Origin of the sequence: Streptomyces sp. NPDC004732, from assembly GCF_040609235.1 — a bacterium.
GTDB lineage: Bacteria > Actinomycetota > Actinomycetes > Streptomycetales > Streptomycetaceae > Streptomyces.
Genome location: NZ_JBEXJR010000001.1, coordinates 243,047 through 262,529, shown reverse-complemented (window position 1 = coordinate 262,529; position 19,483 = coordinate 243,047). Strand labels below are relative to the sequence as shown.

16 protein-coding genes and 2 pseudogenes are annotated in these 19,483 nt (G+C 69.2%); 7 read left to right on the top strand and 11 right to left on the bottom strand.

The window, feature by feature from the left end:
* Position 1 precedes the first annotated feature (1 nt).
* From ABZV77_RS01135 to ABZV77_RS01120, 4 genes are read right to left on the bottom strand one after another with little or no spacing between them, the layout of a single operon-like run.
* Entirely contained in the window at positions 2-1,096 is a 1,095-nt protein-coding gene (locus ABZV77_RS01135; protein WP_356248970.1) for an ABC transporter ATP-binding protein, read from the bottom strand.
* Positions 1,093-1,962: a molybdate ABC transporter permease subunit gene (gene modB / locus ABZV77_RS01130; protein WP_356248968.1), complete on the bottom strand. Its 870-nt coding sequence runs from the start codon at positions 1,960-1,962 to the stop codon at positions 1,093-1,095. Before modB ends, ABZV77_RS01135 begins: the two co-directional genes overlap by 4 nt.
* Positions 1,959-2,789 (bottom strand): molybdate ABC transporter substrate-binding protein, encoded by an 831-nt coding sequence (gene modA, locus ABZV77_RS01125; RefSeq protein WP_356248966.1) that lies wholly within the window; start codon positions 2,787-2,789, stop codon positions 1,959-1,961. The genes modB and modA overlap by 4 nt, the downstream gene beginning before the upstream one ends.
* A 43-nt stretch (positions 2,790-2,832) precedes the next feature.
* Positions 2,833-3,219, bottom strand: coding sequence for a helix-turn-helix transcriptional regulator (locus ABZV77_RS01120; RefSeq protein ID WP_356248964.1), 387 nt, complete (start codon positions 3,217-3,219; stop codon positions 2,833-2,835).
* Positions 3,220-3,393: 174 nt separating this feature from the next.
* On the opposite strand from ABZV77_RS01120, the gene ABZV77_RS01115 reads away from it, so the two are divergent.
* From ABZV77_RS01115 to ABZV77_RS01100, 4 genes are all read left to right on the top strand, one after another.
* Complete coding sequence (locus ABZV77_RS01115; protein WP_356250121.1) at positions 3,394-3,834, top strand: molybdopterin-dependent oxidoreductase; 441 nt, start codon at positions 3,394-3,396, stop codon at positions 3,832-3,834.
* Between the two features lie 23 nt (positions 3,835-3,857).
* The gene (locus ABZV77_RS01110; RefSeq protein ID WP_356248962.1) at positions 3,858-4,934 is read left to right on the top strand and encodes a methyltransferase domain-containing protein; all 1,077 of its coding nucleotides are present in this window, start codon (positions 3,858-3,860) and stop codon (positions 4,932-4,934) included.
* Positions 4,935-5,085: 151 nt separating this feature from the next.
* Entirely contained in the window at positions 5,086-6,102 is a 1,017-nt protein-coding gene (locus tag ABZV77_RS01105) for a sensor histidine kinase (RefSeq protein ID WP_356248960.1), read from the top strand.
* Positions 6,103-6,104: 2 nt separating this feature from the next.
* Complete coding sequence (locus ABZV77_RS01100; protein ID WP_356248958.1) at positions 6,105-6,752, top strand: response regulator transcription factor; 648 nt, start codon at positions 6,105-6,107, stop codon at positions 6,750-6,752.
* Between the two features lie 5 nt (positions 6,753-6,757).
* On the opposite strand, the pseudogene ABZV77_RS01095 reads toward ABZV77_RS01100, so the two are convergent.
* The 3 genes and pseudogenes from ABZV77_RS01095 to ABZV77_RS01085 all read right to left on the bottom strand — a co-directional run.
* A pseudogene (locus ABZV77_RS01095) lies at positions 6,758-6,952 on the bottom strand (hypothetical protein); the annotation flags it as partial.
* A 501-nt stretch (positions 6,953-7,453) separates the two neighbouring features.
* Entirely contained in the window at positions 7,454-7,846 is a 393-nt protein-coding gene (locus ABZV77_RS01090) for a helix-turn-helix transcriptional regulator (protein ID WP_356248956.1), read from the bottom strand.
* A gap of 1,018 nt (positions 7,847-8,864) precedes the next feature.
* Positions 8,865-9,062, bottom strand: a pseudogene (locus ABZV77_RS01085) (CorA family divalent cation transporter); the annotation flags it as partial.
* A gap of 310 nt (positions 9,063-9,372) precedes the next feature.
* Between ABZV77_RS01085 and ABZV77_RS01080 the strand changes: the two are divergent.
* The gene (locus tag ABZV77_RS01080) at positions 9,373-12,153 is read left to right on the top strand and encodes a restriction endonuclease (protein WP_356248954.1); all 2,781 of its coding nucleotides are present in this window, start codon (positions 9,373-9,375) and stop codon (positions 12,151-12,153) included.
* 71 nt (positions 12,154-12,224) lie between these two features.
* Here ABZV77_RS01080 and ABZV77_RS01075 read toward each other — a convergent pair whose 3' ends face one another.
* Positions 12,225-13,760, bottom strand: coding sequence for a hypothetical protein (locus ABZV77_RS01075; RefSeq protein ID WP_356248952.1), 1,536 nt, complete (start codon positions 13,758-13,760; stop codon positions 12,225-12,227).
* Between the two features lie 268 nt (positions 13,761-14,028).
* On the bottom strand, positions 14,029-15,198 hold the full coding sequence (locus ABZV77_RS01070; RefSeq protein WP_356248950.1) for a magnesium and cobalt transport protein CorA: 1,170 nt from the start codon (positions 15,196-15,198) through the stop codon (positions 14,029-14,031).
* 206 nt (positions 15,199-15,404) lie between these two features.
* Between ABZV77_RS01070 and ABZV77_RS01065 the strand changes: the two genes are divergently transcribed.
* Positions 15,405-16,595 carry a winged helix DNA-binding domain-containing protein gene (locus ABZV77_RS01065; RefSeq protein WP_356248949.1) on the top strand — a complete coding sequence of 397 codons (1,191 nt, stop codon included), beginning with the start codon at positions 15,405-15,407 and terminating at the stop codon, positions 16,593-16,595.
* Between the two features lie 30 nt (positions 16,596-16,625).
* Here ABZV77_RS01065 and ABZV77_RS01060 read toward each other — a convergent pair whose 3' ends face one another.
* The gene (locus ABZV77_RS01060; protein ID WP_356248947.1) at positions 16,626-17,294 is read right to left on the bottom strand and encodes a response regulator transcription factor; all 669 of its coding nucleotides are present in this window, start codon (positions 17,292-17,294) and stop codon (positions 16,626-16,628) included.
* Positions 17,258-18,529, bottom strand: a complete 1,272-nt coding sequence (locus tag ABZV77_RS01055) for a sensor domain-containing protein (protein ID WP_356250119.1) — start codon at positions 18,527-18,529, stop codon at positions 17,258-17,260. The genes ABZV77_RS01060 and ABZV77_RS01055 overlap by 37 nt, the downstream gene beginning before the upstream one ends.
* 199 nt (positions 18,530-18,728) lie before the next feature.
* Between ABZV77_RS01055 and ABZV77_RS01050 the strand changes: the two genes are divergently transcribed.
* Positions 18,729-19,466, top strand: a complete 738-nt coding sequence (locus ABZV77_RS01050; protein ID WP_356250117.1) for an ABC transporter ATP-binding protein — start codon at positions 18,729-18,731, stop codon at positions 19,464-19,466.
* Positions 19,467-19,483 lie beyond the last annotated feature (17 nt).

Genomic DNA, 19,483 nt, shown 5'->3' with positions numbered 1-19,483 from the left:
CTCAAGCCGGGTAGGCGTGGGTCTGCGCCGCTTTGACCGCTGCCCAGACCTGTGCACCTTCGTGCAGGTCGAGTTCCGCGGCGGCGACGGTGGTCAGATCGGCGGCCAGCGGGAGCTCACCGGTGAGGTCCACGCGGATCTGGTCGCCGTGCGTCTCCAGGCCGGCGACCTCGCATCTCCACAGGTTGCGTGCGCTGGACCCGCTGGGCCGGTCGCGGTACAGGGTCACGGCCCCCGGCGGGAACGCGACGAAGACCGGGCCGTTCAGATCCTCGGTCGTCGTGATCGCGGGCCCGGCATCGAGACGGACGGCGTGCCCCTCGGCCCGGCCTCGGTAGAGGTTGAGGCCGACCAACTGGGCGATGTAGTCGGTGCGCGGGTGCCGGGCGATGTCGGAGGGCGTGCCTTCCTGGACCAGGCGGCCGTGCTCGATGACGACCAGACGGTCGGCGAGCACCATGGCGTCCAGCGGGTCGTGGGTGACCAGTATGGCCACCGCCTCGAAGTCGGCCAGGTGCCGCCGGAGTTGGGCACGCACCTCCAGACGCGTGCGGGCGTCGAGCGCGGCCAGGGGCTCGTCCAGGAGCAGGAGCCGCGGGCGGGTGGCCAGGGCGCGGGCGAGGGCGACACGCTGGGACTGTCCGCCGGACAGTCGGCGGGGCTTGGCACCGGCGTGGTCGGCAAGCCCCATGCGGTCCAGCCACGCGGCGGCCTGGGTTCGGGCTTCCGCCTTGGACACGCCGTGGCAGCGCGGCCCGAATGCCACGTTGTCCAGGGCGGACAGGTGGGGGAAGAGCAGGTAGTCCTGGAAGACGACGCCGACGGGGCGGGACTCGGGCGGGGTGCGGTCCAGGGAGGCACCGTCGAGGTGGAGGTGGCCGCCGCTGGAGAGGGGAGTGAGCCCGGCGAGCGCGCGCAGTGCGGTGGTCTTGCCCGCGCCGTTCGGCCCGAGCAGCGCCACCACGTCGCCGGGCGCGGCTCTCAGCGTCACGTCGAGGTGGAAGGCGCCCTGGTGGACGACGAGTCGGGCATGGAGGCCCTCGCCGAGTCCATTGCTGGCGGCGTGGTCGACCGGGGTGTCTTCGGTGTGGGTCATGAGGCAGTCATCCAGCGGTCGCGCAGCCCGGCCAGGACCGCGATGGACACGGCGAGCAGCACCAGGCTCAGCGCGATGGCTGCGGCCGGGTCGCTCTGCAGGGCGAGGTAGACGGCCAGCGGCATGGTCTGCGTACGGCCGGGGAAGTTGCCCGCGAAGGTGATGGTCGCGCCGAACTCGCCGAGCGCGCGGGCCCAGGCGAGGACGGAGCCCGCCGCGATGCCCGGCGCGATGAGGGGGAGGGTGACCCGGCGGAACGCGGTGAAGCGCGATGCTCCCAGCGTCATGGCGGCCTCTTCGTAGCGGGGATCGGCGGCCCGCAGCGTGCCCTCCACGCTGATCACGAGGAAAGGCATCGCCACGAACGCCTCCGCGATCACGACACCGGTCGTGGTGAACGGCAGCGTGATGCCGAACCACGAGTCCAGATACTGCCCGACCACACCATTGCGTCCGAGCGCCATCAGCAGCGCCACACCGCCCACCACGGGCGGCAGGACGAGCGGCAGCGTCACCAGGGCACGGACCAGCCCCCGCCCGGGGAACTCCGTACGGGCCAGCACCCATGCCAAGGGCACCCCGATCACCAGACTCACCGCTGTTGCGGCCGTGGCACAGAGCAGGGACAGCTGAAGCGCCTGCCAGACCTCCGGACTGGTCAACTGCTCGGGCAGATCGCGCCACGGAGCCCGCAGGAGAAGGGCGACCAGCGGCAGCAACAGGAAGGCCAGGCCCACCAGGGCGGGCACCAGGAGGGGCAGCGGCACCCCGCGGCGCCGGACTCGCCCCTGCGCGCGGACGCGCCTGCGCCGCGGCCCACCGGTCAGGGTGTCGGCCGCGGCGCCGGACTTGTCGAGCTGGGTCACGGCTTGAGGAACCCGGCGGCGGTGAGGACCTTCTGGCCGTCGGCGGACTGCACGAGCTTGATGAACGCCTTGGCCGCTTCGGCGTTGGGCGCGTCCTTCAGCAGGGCGATCGGGTAGTCGTTGATGGCATCGGCCGATTCGGGGAAGTCCACGCCCTCCACCTTGTCACCCGCCGCCTTCACATCGGTCTTGTAGACGACCGCGGCGTCGGCCTCCTTCAGCTCCACCTTCGTCAGGGCGCTCTTGACGTCCTGCTCGTACGAGACCGGGGTGAGCTTCAGCTTGCTGGCATCCAGCGCCTTCTGCGCGGCCGCGCCGCACGGCACCGTCTTGTCGCACAGGACGACCTTGAGGCCGGACTTGGTGAGGTCCTTCAGCGAGGAGACCTTGTCGGGGTTGCCCGGCAGGGTCGCGATCTCCAACTGGTTGCGGACGAAGGTCGACGGGGCGCCGGCCGCATCCTCCTTGTCCGTCACGATCTTCATCGTCTTGGGGCTCGCGGCGGCGAACACATCGGCCGGGGCGCCCCCGGTGATGCCGGCGGCGAGCGAGTCGCTGCCGCCGAAGTTGAAGGTGACCTTCGTGCCGGGGTGGGCCTTCTCGAAGTCCTTGCCCAGCGTCGTGAAGCTCTCCTTGAGCGAGGCGGCAGCGAAGACCGTCACCGTCCCGGACAGCTTCTTCGACGAGGACTCCGAGGTGTCCGACTTGGTCGAGGAGTCGTCGTCGGAGGAGGAGCAGGCGCTCAGCGCCAGCAGCGCGGCGGCACCTGCACCGGCCACCTGCAGGGTCCGGCTGGTGCGGCGGGTCCGGCGCGCGGATCGGGTCATCACGGGTCTACTCCCTTTAGTCCTGTTAGTCCTGAGGACTTTTCTACGGTCTCTCGACGACCACGTTGGTCGACTTGATCACGGCAGTCGCCGGAACACCGGGTTCCAGCTTCATGTCTTCAGCCGACTCCCGGCTGACCATGGACACCACCCGGAACGGTCCGGCCTGGATCTCGACCTGCGCCGATACGTCACCCAGGATCACCTCGGTGACGATGCCGGAAAGGCGGTTGCGCGCCGAGGAAGCGTTGTTCGTGCGCTCGGCGTGATGCGCCTCGCGGGCGAAGGCGGCCAGCGCCGGTCCGGGGATGATCCGGCGGCCCAGCTCGTCGCGCTCGGCGTGCAGCCTTCCGCCGTCGACCCAGCGCCTGAGGGTGTCGGCGCTGACGCCCAGTAAGGCGGCCGCTTCGCCGATCCGGTAGGTGTGCATGCGGGGATCATACTGCCGCATTTGCGAGGGGTAAGTCTCTTGTTGCATCGCATGGGCTGGATGTCTGTGAGGTGGGGGTGGTATGTGCGTTTGTACGGGGCGGGGGCGCGGGTAACGTCATCCGGGAGGTAGTAGCCAGTGAGTCAATCCCTCGTGGAATCGGTCGCCGGCCCGATGGCGGAGCTCGCCCTGACCGGCGACCTTGCCCGCCCGGCCCGGTTGACGGTGCCGGAACTGTCCGCCTGGCCCCAGCACCGGGTGCAGGTCAGCTTCGAGTGCGCCACCAGTGGCATGCAGCACCATCACTTCTCGGGGCCGCTGCTGCACGACGTGCTGGCCGACGCCGGTCCGGTCTTCGATCCCGTGCGGCGCAAGGACCGCCTGCGCTTCCTGATCGCCCTGTCGGGCGCGGACGGTCATCGCGTCCTGTTGACCTGGGCCGAGATCGACCCCGACTTCGGCGGCGCTCCCGTCCTGCTCGCGCTCAGTCTCGACGACACCCCGCTCGACCGGGCCGGCCCTCAATTGGTGCTGCCCCAGGACCGCTGCGGCGGTCGGCACATCAGCGGGATCAACACCATCCGGGTCGACGGTCGCTACTCGTCCTGGGAGTAGTCTCGGCGCCTGCCAATGGCCGAATGATCCGTGAAGCCTTGCCGTACGACCTGTCCGGCCACGAGGCGCTCGTGGTGATGGATGGTCCGATGTCTGGCTACAGCGACGACGATTTCCCCACCCGGCAGGCGGAGCTGGCGCTGCTGCGCTCAGCGCTGGACGCTCAGGTTCCGGTGCTGGGGGTGTGCCTGGGAGCGCATTTGCTGGCCTTGGCTGCGGGTGGCACGGCCCGTGCGGGAGAGGCAGCCCAGGTCGGGTGGGGCCCCGTGCGGCTGAAGCCCGCGGCCGACAGGGATCCGCTGTTCGCCGGGGTGACGGAGCAGATGCGGGTGCTGCACTGGCACGGCGACACCATGGAGCTTCCAGAGGAGGCGGTTCTGCTGGCCTCCACCGACCGGTATCCCATCCAGGCATTCCGGGTCGGCACGGCGGCATGGGGGATCCAGTTCCACCCGGAGGCCGACGTCACCGCCGTGGAATCCTTCGCGACGGCCTTCCCTGAGGCGGCGGCCACCGCACCTCGACCGGTCGGGGCCACCCCGGCGGAGTCGGCCACGCCGACACCCTGCCGGGATCAGATCCTGGGCCGGTTCGCCGACTTGGCATCAGCTCGTGCCAGCCATACTTCGACCCGCGCATTCTTCACTCCGAGGGCCGACAGCTGGGAGGAGCGGTTCGCCGCGGACGAGCCCAGCTACGAGGCGGCCGTCGCCCGGATGGGACTCGGCTCGGGACAGAGGGTTCTCGATCTGGGGTGCGGCACCGGCCGAGCACTGCCTGCGCTGCGAGCCGATGTCGGGGACATGGGGATGGTCGCGGCGGTGGACGCCGTCTTCAGCGCCGGACTGCTCAACCACCTCGCCGAACCCACCGCGACCCTGCGCGAATGGGCCCGGGTCACGGCTCCTGGCGGCAGCCTGCAGCTCTTCCACCCCTCAGGCCGTGCCGAACGCGCCGCCCGGCACGGACGGCCCCTCGACCCCGATGACCCCCTGGAGGAGGCCAACCTCCGGCACGCGCTGCGCACGACCGGCTGGGAGATGAGCTGCTACGAGGACGCCGAACGCCACTTCCTGGCCCGCGCTGTACGTGTCGGCTGAGCCTCTCGAGATTGACCCGATTCGCGGGTCAACCCAGTCGGCCGAGCAAGGGTGGCCGGTCCGTCACTGTTCAGTACACGTCACGGATGTACCCCTGGTCGGCGGCGAGTTGTTTGACGAACGCAGTGGCACCGGACTCGTCGAGGCCGCCATGGATGATAGCGATCTCGCGCAGGACTCGGTCTACGTCCTTGGCCATGCGGGAGGCGTCGCCGCACACGTAGAAGTGCGCCCCGTCCTGGAGCCAGGACCACAGTTGAGAGCCGCCTCGCGCGTGGTGTCCCTGCCGCAGTTCTGGCTCTTCACCCGCGCCCCGCGGGACGCGATCACGCTCGGCGGGGTTGCCGCGGCCCTCACCGTGTTCGGCGGCACCCTCGGCCAGGGCTGGAGCCCTCAATTCCTCACCGGGAACGCGGTGTTCACCGTCGTCGCCTACGCCGCAGGGGTGGGTCTGGGGCTGTGGGTGTACCGCTTCGTCGGCCAGAGCAACGAGCGGCAGGAGCGCCTGACCACCGAACTGGCCGTTACTCAGGAGGAGTTGGCGGCCGCGTATCAGCAGCAGGGCGCGGCCGAAGAGCGCGAACGGCTCGCCCGGGAGATCCACGACACCCTCGCCCAGGGCTTCGCCTCCATCGTGGTGCTCGCAGAGGCCGCCCGCGCCGCCACCGTCACCGACCCCGTGCGCTGCGCCGAGCAGCTCACCTCCATCGAGCAGACCGCGCGCGAGAACCTGGCCGAGGCCCGGGTGCTCGTCGGCTCCGCCCCCGTGAGCGGCGTCGCACCCGGCTCGCTGGCCACCACCCTGCGCAGAACCCTGGACCGTTTCGTCCAGGACACCGGCCTCACGGTCACCGCCGAACTGCCCGACATGGACCTGGACCAGCGCACCCGCGTCGCCCTGCTGCGCTGCACGCAGGAGTCCCTCGCCAACGTGCGCAAACACTCGGGCGCCTCCACCGTGGGAGTGGTCCTCACCGAACTCGCGGGCGGTGTCGAGCTGGAGATCACCGACGACGGCTGCGGCTTCGTCGTCGGGGAGTCCTCTGGGTTCGGCCTCGACGGCATGCGCCGACGGCTGGCCGAACTCGACGGTGAACTCGCCGTCACCAGCTCCCTCGGGGACGGTACCCGTGTCCTCGCCAGCCTTCCCACGCACAGTCAGGACTGACCATGACGAACACCGCGTACGACCGGATCCGCGTGGTCGTGGTCGACGACCACGCCGTGATGCGCGCCGGAGTCATCGCCCTGCTGGCCGACGAGCCCACGATTGAGATCGTCGGCGAGGCGAGCGACGGCCGCGAGGGCGTCGACCTCGTCGAGCGGCTCGCCCCCGATGTGGCCCTCCTCGACCTGCGCATGCCGGTGCTCGACGGTGCGGCCGCCACCACCGAGATCGTCGCCCTGCCGATGGCCACCCGAGTGCTGATCCTCACCACCTACGACACGGACATCGAGATCGAACGAGCCGTCGAGGCCGGCGCCGTCGGCTACCTCCTCAAGGACACCACCCGCGAGCAGCTCGCCGATGCCATCCGCTCGGCGGCGCGCGGTGAGACGGTCCTCGCGCCCAAGGTCGCGGAGCGCCTGGTGGCGCGGATGCGCCGCCCCGAGCCGGTCGTGCTCACCGCCCGCGAGCGGGACGTGCTGCACGGCGTCGCCGACGGCCTGTCCAACGCCGAGATCGGCCGTCGTCTGGTCATCGGCGAGGCCACGGTGAAGACACATCTGCTGCGGGTCTTCGCGAAACTCGACGTCAGCGACCGCACCCGCGCCGTCGTCATCGCCCTGGAACGCGGACTCCTTGCGCACTCCTGAGGCCCGGGCGCACTAGAACGCACTGATGCCAGCACCCCGTTGACCCCCAGTGCGTGCTCCGGGCTGAACTGAGCGTTCGGCGGCAGCACCGGCACGCCAGGAGCACCGGATGTGATGCCGGCGAGGAAGCCGACCAGGCACTGGCGCTCGTGCTCGGCCAAGACCGGCGGTGGAGTGCGATCAAGGCCGAAGATGGCGGAGGGTGTGGCAGGGAGGGCAGCCTGTGTGGCGGCGGTCCCCGCTGAGAACGGAGCAGGCGTGGAGCTGGGCCGGGTGTCGGTGCCCATCCCGACATCGAGCACCATCCCGCAGCCGACACCACAATATGAGCAGACTGTCCCCACCTGCGTCGGGGGCGAAGTCACGGGCGGTGGCCCCTTTATCTGTGGGATCGGATGCTTCCGTGACCGAAGCTACGCAGTGATCAGTGATCATTGCGCTGCTGTGACACGGCCGGGTCACCTTGGGTTACGCCCACCACGCAGTTGTGTTCCAGAGGGTGAGTTCGCCGGGCAGCGCCCGGCCGCCAGTGCTTCGCACTCCAAGCGTTCGTTGACGACTTGTTGTCTGCGTGGCTGGACAGCGTCCGCAGACGTGGTGGTGTGTGTTGGGGGGGGCGAGCCGTCCGCCGTGCCAGGGATGCCCCTCACCCAGTGACGGGATGACCTACCGGCCGCCGGGGGAGGCCAGGTGCGTGGGCATCAGGCGCGGTCGATATGTACGTTGGTCGACTTCACGCGGGCGGTGGCCTCCATGCCGACCTCCAGGCCCAACTCCTCCACGGCCTCCCGGGTCAGCAGCGAGACCAGGCGATGCGGCCCGGCCTGGATCTCCACCTGAGCCGCGACATCGCCGAGCTTCACCGCGGTCACGATGCCCGGGAAGGCGTTACGGACAGAGGTGTAGGAGGCGTCCTCCTCACCACCGTTCTGGGCGAGCTCGACCGAGAAGGCGGCCAGGTCTTTCCCGTCGACGAGACGACGCCCGCCCTCATCGCGCTGGGTGGTCACGCGCCCGGCATCGGCCCACCGACGTGCCGTATCCGGGCTCACTCCCAAGAGGCGTGCGGCCTGCCCGATCGTGTAACTCTGCATGCGCGCAAGAATACGTGCAGAACTATTTTCCTCTGTCTCGACGCGTCAAAGCACGCTGCACTGGGGAAGTGCGACGGATGCCGCGGGGCTCTGTTCCCCGTTGCGTGCATTCTCTGTCACCTGCGGGCGCCGGTTGTCGGAACCTTTTTCTGGCGTCCACGTGGTCTAGATCGACGCCGTGCACCAGGTGGGGCGGCGATGGCATCCTGTCCGGCGGCCCATGCGGCGTGGCCGACGTGCCCGACTGCGATCAAGGTGCGGTATCGCATATCCGTTGTGCTCGGGCTTGGATGCAGTCTGCGCCAAGGTGAAGTCTTTGGCCTCTCCTCGCACTCCGCCATCGTGAGCATGTGGAGACCGTGGTGGACCAGTGGCGGAAGGACTGGCCTGGGCGGAGGGCAGTCGTGGAGGAATGGGGCCTCCAGCGTTGGGGAAGGTTGGGGCCCGGCGGCGTGCGGGCGATCCGTGATCATGTTCCCGACCGGCGCCTCGTGCACCAGGCCCATGCCGCCTTCCTGCCCGATGGCGGCAAGCTTCGGAGCGCGGTCCCGCAGACCTGGTCGGTGCCCGCCTGGGAATTTATGGTCGACGAATAGCACGTCGTCGGCGCATTGGCGTACTGAGAGGCAACCTGGTCCTGATTGGACCGTCGAGGCCCAGGTCCGTGGCACTGACGAGGCTGCGGTTGCCGAGGCGTTTGGGCTGGCGTGCCGAGAGGCAGCCGACCGAGCCACGCATCCAGAGATGTACGGCGACCCCGCGGATTGGTAGGTCCCTGCCACGGAGTACAAGGGGGAGCGGCAGCCGCCTTCGGCGTATCACCGATGGCTACTCTGCGTAACCCTGCCGGAGGCTGGTCCAGTCCGGTGGGACGTAGTGGTACCTGTAGGTCGGGGTTCACGGCAGTGATTACAGCCTGCGCGGGCCCCAGCCGATTCTCCCCAGAGGCCTCCAGGTGCGCCTGAGAGCAGCCGATCCGCATCTTGCGCGCGGATGTCCCCACCGTTGACGTGGTTACTCAGAGCCAATCTCGACGCTTGAATACAAGGTACAAAGCGAGGCAAACAATCCCCATTAGGGCAACGGCGAAGGGGTATTCGAGAACCCAGCGTAGTTCTGGCATGGCCTCGAAGTTCATGCCGTAGATCGTGCCGACCAGCGTCGGGGCGAAGAGAATGGCCGCCCACGACGAGATCTTCTTGAAGTCGTCGCCCTCGCGGCACTAACCTGCGGAAACTGGCTGCAGAGGCTGTCTGACCTCCGGCGATCCGTATTTTCGGCCCTTCCGCCGTGCTGCCCGTGGATGCGCCCGATTCTCCCCAGCTGCTCCCCAACGGGCCTTCATTCTCCCCGGATTCTCCCCGACCAAGATGCCTTCGATGGCGATTTGCCGCTGGTCAGAGGGGCGACTTGAACCGCGAGCTGTCATGGTCGGCGACGTGTCAGCCCCCTTGTCTAGCCTGTGAACCGCACGTTGACGTATGGATCGAGCGGGGGTTGATGCAGTGCAGTCCTCACGACAGCCCGTGGTAATCGACAAGAAGATCGATTTCCTACTGTTCCATGACATGCCCTGGGACGACTTCGAGCGGTTGGTCTGCGAACTCGTGCAGGCGGTGGAGTGTCTGTCGCCGTGCCACCGCTACGGAACGCCCGGGCAGGCGCAGGGCGGTGTCGACATCGTCGGGCGTGCAGCGGACGGCGACTGGCACGCCTTCCAAGTCAAGCAAGTGACCCGGTTCACGGACACAAACGCGAAGAAGGCGCTGGACACCTTCGTCCACGGTCCGCGCCCTCAGGGCGCGGCGCGCCTGGTCATCGTCACTTCGTGCAGGGGGACGCGCACCCAAGTGCGCGATCTGGCCCACGACTACCAGGGTCGGTATCCGGGACTGTCTCTCGGTGAGATCTGGGACGCAGAGCACCTGGGGATCCTGCTGCGTAGTCGGCCGCTCATCGTGGCCCGCTACTTCGGAGACGAAGCGGCTCGCCGGTTCTGCGATCGCGAGGCATCGGGGGAGCTCTCGCCCACGGAGAGCGCGGGCGGCCTGGACCGTCCGGGCATCCCAATCGCCGCCGCCGACCCCTTCGACCTGGAGGTCCACGAGGCGATCATCGTCGACCACGCCACTGACGATGGTGGGCCACTGCCCTCATACTTCCGCAGGCCCTTCGACGATGAACTCGGCACCGCCGTGAACCAGGCCCTCGCAGGGCGAAGCGTCATGAAGGTGCTTCTCGGAGACTCCTCCACGGGGAAGACACGAGCGGCATGGGAGGCGATTCAGCGGCTGCCCGGGGAGTGGCGACTGTGGCATCCGGCTGCCCCTGAGGACCTGCTCGCCGCGATCGACTTGGTAGGCCCCCGAACGATCCTGTGGCTCAACGAGATCAACCGCTACCTCATCTCCGGCGACGCCGATCGGGACGAGCAGGTCGCTTCCAGGCTGACGGGATTGCTTCGAAGCGCCCGATGCGTACCAGTGCTCGTCCTCGGTACGGCTTGGCACGAGCACTGGGCCACGATGACCACCGCGCCACGAGACGAACGCGCGCAGACGAAATCCCTGCTGGCCAGGTGCCCGATCCGAGTACCGGAAACGTTCAGTGAGGACGAGCTCACCATTCTCACCGCGGGGTCCGAGGTCACCGATGAACGGATGCTGCAGGCCGCGCGCCTCGCCGAGAGCGGACATGTTATCCAGTACCTGGCCGGTGGCCCGGCCCAGTTGGAGCGTTACGAGACGGGATCCCCCACCGCCCGCGCGGTGTTGCAGGCCGCCATGGACGCCCGTCGACTGGGCCACGGCCTCGATCTCCCGCGTGCCTTCCTCAAGAACGCTGCCGCGGTGTACCTCACCTCGCTGCAACGCGACCTGGCACGGCCCGACTGGTTCACGCGAGCGGTGGAGTACCTGTCAGCCCCGTGTCGTGGTGTACGTGGGCCTCTGACGCCGGCCCCGGGCCCATCTCTGTCGGACCTATCGGAACCGAGCCATTACCGACTCTCGGACTTCGTCGAACTGCACGCGAGAAGGCGTCGCCAACTGGATTGCCCGGCTGCGGGGTTCTGGTCCGCCGCCGTACAACATGCCGCCAGCGCGGGGGACAAGGGCAAGCTGAGCCGCGCGGCCTTGGCCCGCGGTATGAGGACGGACGCCGAGGCACTGGCCATGGCGGCGGCAGAGGAAGGCGAGGGCGCGGCACTGTCCGCGTTCGCCCTGTCGCTCGAAGACCGCGGCAAGGGCGAGGACGCTCTGTCCTATTTCGAGTTGGCCGCCGAGCTCGGCGATGCTGAGGCTCAAGTCCACCTGGCCTGGCGGTACGAGCGTGCGAAACTGCTCGACGAGGCGGAATGTTGGTACCGGAAGGCCGTCGAATCCAGCGGCAGGTTCGACGCTGCAGCGGGGCTCGCGTCCGTCCTGTCCCAGCGCGGAGACGACACGGCCGCGGAGCGGCTCTACGAGGCAGTCCTCGACCGCGGCTTCTTCGGAGCCCGGGCCGTCGAGTACCAGGCCCGCTGGCTGGCAGATTGCGAGCACCACGAGCGCGCCCTCCACCTCGCGACGCGATCGTTCGAAGCGGGCAACAGCGAAGCTTTCACCGGGCTTGCCTGGACCTATAGGTACACGGACACGCCTCGGGCAATCGAGGTGTTCCTGCATGCAATGGAGGCGGGCGACACGAACGCTCCGCGCGAACTTGCCTGGGTGTATGAGGAGGAGGGCGACACGGCCCGCGCCGAACGCTTCTGCGAGATTGCCGTGGCCGTGGGCGAGACGAATGCTCTGCGGGGTCTGGGCATGATCCGTCGTAGCAAGGGTGACTACCGATCGGCCGCTGGCCTCCTCTGGAGGGCTTACAACCTCGGCGTGGGCCACGCCTTGCCAGAGCTTGCCAGACTGCGGGAGGAGGAAGGCGAGCTCAAACGAGCGGAGCGGCTCTATCGGCGCATACTCCAGGAGGGGGACCCGAGCGCGGAGGCGGATCTAGTCCGCATCCTGGAGACGACGGGAAGAACACGCCAAGCTGAGGAACTGGCCGCTCGTTCCGTGCCCCTCATCGAAGCCCTCGCGCGCGCCCGCGCCGCCCGCGGAGAGCGCGAGGCGGCCGAACAGCTCCTGCTCCCAGCCATCCGCCAGGGTGACCCGCACCTCCTCTTGACTCTCGCAGCCCTCCGCCGACAACGCGGCGACATCGCGGGCGCGGAACGAGCCCTGCGCCAGGCACAGGACGCAGGTGTCCGCTTCGCCGCGGAGCGGCTGGCGGAGCTGGAAGCCGAAGCCGCCCGACCGGAGGCGCCCTGAGGTTCGAGAACGAGTCCGAGCTGCGTAGCGCAAGTAGATTTGCTCGGTTCTCTGCCGGCTGTGTCGTCCCATCATGTGACGCAAGAGAGCCCGGGATTCCCGGCAGGAAGCAGCTTCACCTGTCCGGCCGGAACACGCAGTGGGCGGTCGGCTGCGGCGTTCCACAGGACCACGTTGCCTTCGGCGACGCCGAACGAAAGGTAGGGGGTGCGTGGCACAAGCGCTCCGCCCTGCTCGTTCAGGGCGTGAACCGAGACTGTGGGACGGACGCAGACCCAGTCCGCTGAGATACCGAAATACGGTGGGGCCTTGGTGTGATGAGAGGCTGCTCGCTTCAGCTTGTCGGCCGCGTGCTGCGGTGACGCGAAGGTCCACTCGGCGGCTGTGAGCAAGCCAAGGGTGAGGAAGAGTGCGGCCATGGTGCCAGCGAAGACGCTCCGCGGCCGTATGAAGTGAAAGTAGCGCAGGACGCCCCAAACGGCTGCTACGAAGAGGATCGCCGCGAGGGTGGGCCACAGTAGTTTCACCGCCGCGACGAGCTGGTACGCCCCGCTGACCGCCGTCTCTTCCGGTGACAGGGACAGCTCGTCCGCGTAGCCGTCCTGCAGGATCCTGCCGGTGAGGGGCAGAGCCGCGACGAGCAGTGTGGCGAGCAGGGGAAGCAACGTCGCGGCCAGTATCTGCCATCGCCAGCGGCGCCCCAGCAGGATCAGACCGGTCACGTAGAAGCCGATTGCTGCCGTCACCCAGGCGGACCGGGAGTCGACGCCGTCGAAGAGCCCAGGGACGCCCAGCGTGTAGACGGCCACTGCGAGGGTTGCGATGACGCAGATAATTAGACAGTGGAGCCGAGAGTGAGCCAACGGCAGGGCGAAAGCCGTCCACCAGGCTGGGACGGCACAGACGACAGCGAGGAACCAGCACACTGCGGCCGCAGCGGGTATCAAGTGCTGAGCTGTTGACAGGAAGAGGGACATGGCGAGCAGTGGCCCGCCGAAGAGCGCCAGAGCCCTGTTGAGGGCGTCCTCCCGATGATGGATAGTCCCGGTGCGCCCCCGTCCGTCGAGCGGCCGCACGTCGAGGTCCGCTCGGGGTCCGTCCGTGCGCAGATGCCGGGCCAGGTGTCGGGCGGCGTCCTTGCTCGCATGGATGCGCACGCGGACGTCGAGGAGCCCAGTGTGCGTCGCGCACCAGCGCGTGACTGTCCGCCAAAGCCGACGGAAGCCCGGTGTGACGGTGCCTTCGGGATCGTGTTCGACCGAGTGCACCTGCCACTCGGGCTCTAGGACCCGATCGATCTCGTCACGCCGGAACAGCCGACCGTAGATCACAGTCTGTGCCGACCGGCTCAACTCCGTTATCTGCCAAGCTGCTTCGCGGTCGGCACGCCAGGTGGAGCCCTTGATCGGAACCTCCACCCACCAGAACTCGCTGAAATTGACGTTGGAGTCGAACGCCTGGCGGACCGTGCGTCGTTCCTTCGGGCTGAGCTCGTGGCACGTCCAGCCCAGCTCCCGTATCCGCCGCATGGCCTTGTCCCACTGCGGCCTGCCGCCTTGCAGCTCGATCAGGGTGGTTACCGTGCAGTCCGGTCCACGGGGAATCATCGAGCACCCTCGATATGGTCGGCGAAGTATGTTTCTTCAGCCAGCATGGCGGTGTCCGTCCTCAATCTGTCTCGACCGTCGGAGGCCAGAGAGACGACGACCAGCGCGGGCGGGGTCGTCGTCCCAGTGCTTGCATCAGGCGAAGGCAAGAGCCCTGAAGGCGTTGCGGACATTAGTGAGGGGCTGCCGATCGCGGGTGTAGTACAGCTTGTCGAAATCCCAAAGATATTCGCTCTTGTGAACTTCAGTGCTCGGTGCAGCCCGCTATCTACAGCCAATCCCGCCGCTTGAAGATGAAGTACAAGCTCACGCACACCACCGCCATCAGCAGGATCGCGAACGGATACCCCGCCGCCCACTTCAGCTCGGGCATCGTCTCGAAGTTCATGCCATAGATCGTTCCCACCAACGTCGGTGCAAACAGGATCGCCGCCCACGACGAGATCTTCTTGATCTCCTCGTTCTGTTCGAAGCCCGCCTCCGCCAGCGCTCGCATCTCCGCGTTCTGCTGCTGGGTCACCAGCGTCGCGTTGACCGTGAGGATGTCGGTCAGGGCCTGGCGGAAGCCGTCGACGCGTTCGCTGGTGTGGGTGACGTGGTCGGCCACGTCGCGCAGGTAGCGCTGGAGTTCCTCGTCCGTGCCGTACTTCGCGAAGCCTGCCATCAAGGAGTGCAGCATGCTGACCAGGGGGCGGGTCGCGCGTTGGAACTCGACCATTTCGCGGGAGAGTTCGTAGATGCGGCGGGAGACCTCCGGGTCGCCGCGGAAGACCTCCGTCTCGATCTCGTCGATGTCGTTCTGGACGCCCGCGACGACCGGGACGTAGCCGTCGACCACCGCGTCGAGGATGGCGTAGAGCACCGCCTCCGGGCCGAGTCTGAGGAGATCGGGGGTCTCCTCCATGCGGCGGCGGACGCCGGACAGGTCGGGGGCGGCGCTGTGGCGGACCGTGATGACGAAGTCAGGGCCCACGAAGACGTGCAGTTCGCCGAAGTCGACCTCTTCGGGGGCGTCTAGGTAGCGGGCGGCGCGCAGGACGACGAAGAGTGTTTCGCCGTAGCGCTCCAGTTTCGGGCGCTGGTGGGCCTCCATCGCGTCTTCGAGCGCCAGCTCGTGGAGGTCGAACTCGGCGGCCAGGGAGAGGAGCTCCGCCTCCGTCGGGCGTGCGAGGCCGATCCACGCCATGCCGTCCGGCTGCTCGCGCAGTTCGCGGAAGGTGTCCGCCAGGGAGGCGGGCGTCGCCACGCGGACACCGTCGCGGTACAGGGCCGCCTCGACGACGCTGCCCGCGGGGGGACTCTCCGGTGTCGTGGCCGGGTCCTTCGGCGGCTCCGTGGTGTTCGCGGCGGGCGGGGGCGTCGGAGGGCGCGTCGCGCGCCGCCACGCGTGCTTTCGGGTGTTCGCGGGCGGTTCGGGGCGAGCTCGGCGCTCCGTCATGGCGACCACCTTCGATCGGAGGGGAGGAACAGGAGGGGAGGGGGTGGGTGGTCTTCGCGTTCTTGGGGGTCGCGGGTCCGTGGGCCCCGAGCAGGATATGCGTCCGTCGTGGTGCGGGGCGGGAGCGGCACGTGGGGGGCTTCGGGGCGCGGAGTGGTGGGAGTTGCGGACCGTATGTGTCCGCAACCCCCGCTAACGTGCCGACCATGAAGAACACGACGGCCTCGGGTCCGGCAGGCCCCGCCACCAAGCCCGCGCCCGCCCGCGCCGCCGCCCCCGTCCTCGGCACCCGTGCTCTCAACCGCGCCACCCTCGACCGGCAGCTCCTCCTGCGCCGTTCCCGCGATCTGTCGGTCAAGGACGCCGTCACCCACCTCGTCGGCCTCCAGGCGCAGAACGTCAAGCCGCCCTACTACGCCCTCGCCGCGCGCCTCGCGGACTTCGACCCCGCCGAGCTCTCCGCGCTTCTGGAGGCGCGCGAGCTGGTCCGCATCGTCACCCTGCGCTCCACCATCCATCTGCACACCGCCGCCGACGCCCGCACCCTGCGGCCGCTCGTCCAGGACGCGCGCGAGCGGGAGTTGACGGGGTTCAGGAAGGGGCTCGTCGGTGTCGATCTGGCGGCGCTCGCGCGGATCGCGCGGGCAGCCGTCGAAGCGGAGCCCCGCACGATGAAGCAGCTCCGTGAGGTGCTGCTCGTGCGGTGGCCCGACGCCGACCCGCAGTCCCTCGCCGTCGCCGCCCGCTGCATGCTGCCGCTCGTCCAGGTCACCCCGCGCGGACTGTGGCGGCGCAGCGGGCAGGTCGCGCTCACCACGGTCGGGCAGTGGCTCGGTGACGACGAGTCGGCTGGATCCTCCGGTGCCGCCTCCCTCGACGACGCCGTCCTGCGCTATCTCGGTGCCTTCGGGCCCGCCTCCGTCAACGACATGCAGACCTGGGCCCGTCTCACCCGGCTGCGGGAGGTCTTCGAGCGGCTCAGGCCCCGGCTGCGTACGTTCCGCGACGAGAACGGCGTCGAGCTCTTCGACCTGCCCGACGCGCCGCGCCCCGACCCCGACACCCCTGCCCCGCCCCGCTTCCTCCCCGAGTACGACAACCTCCTCCTCTCGCACGCCGACCGGACCCGCGTCATCCCCGACGCCTACAAGGGCCGTACGTGGAAGGTGAATCAGCCCTACTGCGTCTTCCTGCTCGACGGGTTTCTCGCGGGGGTGTGGAGGGTGGTGGAGGACGCGAAGAGTGGCGTCGCCGTGCTCACCATCGAGCCGTTCGGGGCGCGGCCCGGTCGCGCTCAGCGGGAGGAGTTGGTGCGGGAGGCGGAGTGGATGCTCACGCGGATCGCGGAGACGTCATCCTCGTACGACATCCGCTTCGGGAGCGTCATCGACGTGTGATGGCGTGCGTCCCTGCTGCAATGCACACCGTCAGGCCCGCAAGTACGTCAGGACCGCCAGCACCCTGCGGTGTGTCTCGTCCGTCTGGGGCAGGTCCAGCTTGGTGAGGATGTTGCCGATGTGCTTGCCGATCGCGGCGTCGGACACCACGAGCTCCCTGGCTATCGCGCCGTTGGACTTGCCCTCGGCGATCAGGGCGAGCACCTCGCGTTCGCGCGGGGTGAGCTGCTCCAGCGGGTCCCGGCGGCGGCGCAGCAACTGGCGCACCACCTCGGGGTCGACCACCGTCCCGCCGTCCGCCACCTTGCGCAGCGCCGCCACGAACTCCTCGACCTGCCCGACGCGGTCCTTGAGGAGGTAGCCGACGCCCGATCCGTCGCCGGAGTCCAGGAGTTCGGCGGCGTACGACCGTTGTACGTACTGACTGAGGACCAGGACGGGGAGTGCGGGGCGCTTCTCGCGCAGCCGCACCGCCGCGTGCAGGCCCTCGTCCTGGAAGTCGGGCGGCATGCGCACGTCCGTCACGACGATATCGGGGGTGTGCTCCTCGACCGCGGCGATCAGTGCCCGTGCGTCTCCGACGGCCGCCACCACCTCGTGGCCGCAGCGGGCGAGCAGGCCGATGAGGCCCTCCCGCAGCAGCACGCTGTCCTCGGCCAGCACTACGCGGAGCGGTCGGCCGCCCTGGTCAACTCGCAAGGAAACTCCACTCGCAACAGAGTCGGCCCACCCGGCGGACTGGTCAGCGCCAGTCTGCCATCCAGGACCGACACCCGGTCCGCGAGGCCGGTGAGACCGCTGCCCGCCGAGGGATCCGCGCCGCCGCGGCCGTCGTCGCGCAGCTCCAGGAACAGGCGTCCGTCGCGATGGTCACCGCTGATCCGCGCACGCTCCGCCCCGCTGTGTTTCGCGACGTTGGCGAGCGCCTCGCAGACCACGAAGTACGCCGCGGACTCCACCGCCGGTGCCGGGCGGCCCGGCAGTTCGAGGTCTACGTCGACGGGGACCGCGCAACGGTCGGCGGCGTCGGCGACCGCGGCCTGGAGCCCGTAGTCGGTGAGGACCTTCGGGTGGATGCCGTGGATGAGTTCGCGCAGCTCCGCGAGGATCTTGCCCGCCTCGCCGTGGGCCTTGGCGAGCTGGTCGGCGAGCGGTCCTTGCGGGGCGTCGAGCCGGGCCAGGCCCAGGGTCATCGACAGGGCGACGAGGCGCTGTTGGGCGCCGTCGTGCAGATCGCGCTCGATCCGGCGCCGTTCGGCCTCGAAGGCATCCACCAACCGGGCGCGGGAGCGGGCCAGTTCGACCACCTTGGCGCCGAGCTCGCCCTCGGGGGAGCTGATCAGCAGCCGGGTCAGACCGGCGCGGGCGCCCGCGGTGGCAGCCAGCGCGTATGCGCCCAGGGCCAGCAGGAGCAGGCCGAGTACGGCCATGCCGAAGGCGGTCGGCCACGTGGTGACCGTCCACTGCTTGAGCACCTTCGCCTCGTGGCCGTCGCCGACCGTGGCCATGAGGAGGGGCGTGGCGACGACGGAGAGGGGGAGGAGCAGGGCGATCACGATCGCCACGGCGTCGACCGGCCACAGCAGCCCGGCGAACAGCAGGGCGTAGCCGAGCTCCCGCCACGTCACCGGTTCGCGCAGCCGGGTGGTCAGCCAGGGCCGGAGTCCCGGCGCGGACGGCACCTGGTGACGGTCGGCAGCGGGGTCGCGGTCGATCAGGCGCAGCCTGCGCCGCTCGACCGCGGCCACCGGGATACCGCTGAGGGCGACCAGAACGAGCAGCGGCAGCCCCACCAGGACGAGGGCGAGCGCCCCGCAGACCACCGTGAGCACCACGAGCCCCACCAGGGCGGCGACGCCCGTCACCGCGCCCGTGAGCAGATACGCGGCGGAGCGCCAGGGCCAGGCCGACAGCAGGAAGCCCGGCCGGGACATGGCCTGCCACACGTTCCGAAGATGCATGCGCATGACCGTAAGCGGCCTCGGAGAGGCGGTGCCATCGGGGCAGGGTCCGTATCAGGGGTATGCCTGGCCCTACCTCGGGTCTCGGTCCCGCCGTACTGCGTCACCAGGGGTTTTCGCTGTTTCGTGGTGCCACCGACGAGCCGAGGAGCAGGTACTGGTGGCAAGACACATGACCGACGACGGGATCCGATTGCACTCCGTGACGCGGAGGTTCGGATCGGGGAGTACGGCCGTCACCGCCCTCGACGGCGTATCGCTCGCGTTTTCGCGGGGCACGTTCACTGCGGTGATGGGACCGTCCGGGTCCGGCAAGTCGACCCTGCTGCAGTGCGCCGCGGGCCTGGACCGGCCCACGTCGGGCTCGGTCGCCGTGGGCGGTACGGAGCTGACCACGTTGAGCGAGACCAGGCTGACCCTGCTGCGGCGCAAGCGCATCGGCTTCGTGTTCCAGGCGTTCAACCTGCTGCCCTCGCTGACCGCCGAACAGAACGTGGCCCTGCCCCTGCGCCTGGCAGGACGACGCCCGAAGAAGGCACAGGTGCGCGAGGTGCTCCACCGGGTCGGACTCGGCGACCGGGCGCGCCACCGGCCGACGGAGCTGTCCGGCGGTCAGCAGCAGCGGGTCGCCCTCGCCCGCGCCCTCATCACCCGGCCCGACGTGCTGTTCGGCGACGAGCCGACCGGCGCGCTCGACTCGCGGACCGGCCGCGAAGTGCTGACGCTGCTGCGGGGCATGGTCGACCGGGACGGCCAGACGGTCGTCATGGTCACGCACGACCCCGTCGCCGCTTCCTACGCGGACCGTGTTGTCTTCCTCGTGGACGGCCGTGTCAACGGCGAGCTGCGCGGAGCCGTTGCCGGGGACATCGCGGCGCACGTGACGAAGCTTGAGGCGGCACCGTGCTGAGTGCCGAGCCGAGTGCC

What these genes read in the sequence shown, in the direction of transcription:
- ABZV77_RS01105 (WP_356248960.1), top strand. Translation starts at nt 5,086, where the DNA reads ATGGATGATAGCGATCTCGCGCAGGACTCGGTCTACGTCCTTGGCCAT.
- modA (WP_356248966.1), bottom strand. Translation starts at nt 2,789, where the DNA reads ATGACCCGATCCGCGCGCCGGACCCGCCGCACCAGCCGGACCCTGCAG.
- ABZV77_RS01115 (WP_356250121.1), top strand. Translation starts at nt 3,394, where the DNA reads ATGGCGGAGCTCGCCCTGACCGGCGACCTTGCCCGCCCGGCCCGGTTG.
- ABZV77_RS01065 (WP_356248949.1), top strand. Translation starts at nt 15,405, where the DNA reads ATGAAGAACACGACGGCCTCGGGTCCGGCAGGCCCCGCCACCAAGCCC.
- ABZV77_RS01050 (WP_356250117.1), top strand. Translation starts at nt 18,729, where the DNA reads ATGACCGACGACGGGATCCGATTGCACTCCGTGACGCGGAGGTTCGGA.
- ABZV77_RS01100 (WP_356248958.1), top strand. Translation starts at nt 6,105, where the DNA reads ATGACGAACACCGCGTACGACCGGATCCGCGTGGTCGTGGTCGACGAC.
- ABZV77_RS01070 (WP_356248950.1), bottom strand. Translation starts at nt 15,198, where the DNA reads ATGACGGAGCGCCGAGCTCGCCCCGAACCGCCCGCGAACACCCGAAAG.
- ABZV77_RS01120 (WP_356248964.1), bottom strand. Translation starts at nt 3,219, where the DNA reads ATGCACACCTACCGGATCGGCGAAGCGGCCGCCTTACTGGGCGTCAGC.
- ABZV77_RS01075 (WP_356248952.1), bottom strand. Translation starts at nt 13,760, where the DNA reads ATGATTCCCCGTGGACCGGACTGCACGGTAACCACCCTGATCGAGCTG.
- ABZV77_RS01055 (WP_356250119.1), bottom strand. Translation starts at nt 18,529, where the DNA reads ATGTCCCGGCCGGGCTTCCTGCTGTCGGCCTGGCCCTGGCGCTCCGCC.
- ABZV77_RS01110 (WP_356248962.1), top strand. Translation starts at nt 3,858, where the DNA reads ATGATCCGTGAAGCCTTGCCGTACGACCTGTCCGGCCACGAGGCGCTC.
- ABZV77_RS01135 (WP_356248970.1), bottom strand. Translation starts at nt 1,096, where the DNA reads ATGACCCACACCGAAGACACCCCGGTCGACCACGCCGCCAGCAATGGA.
- ABZV77_RS01090 (WP_356248956.1), bottom strand. Translation starts at nt 7,846, where the DNA reads ATGCAGAGTTACACGATCGGGCAGGCCGCACGCCTCTTGGGAGTGAGC.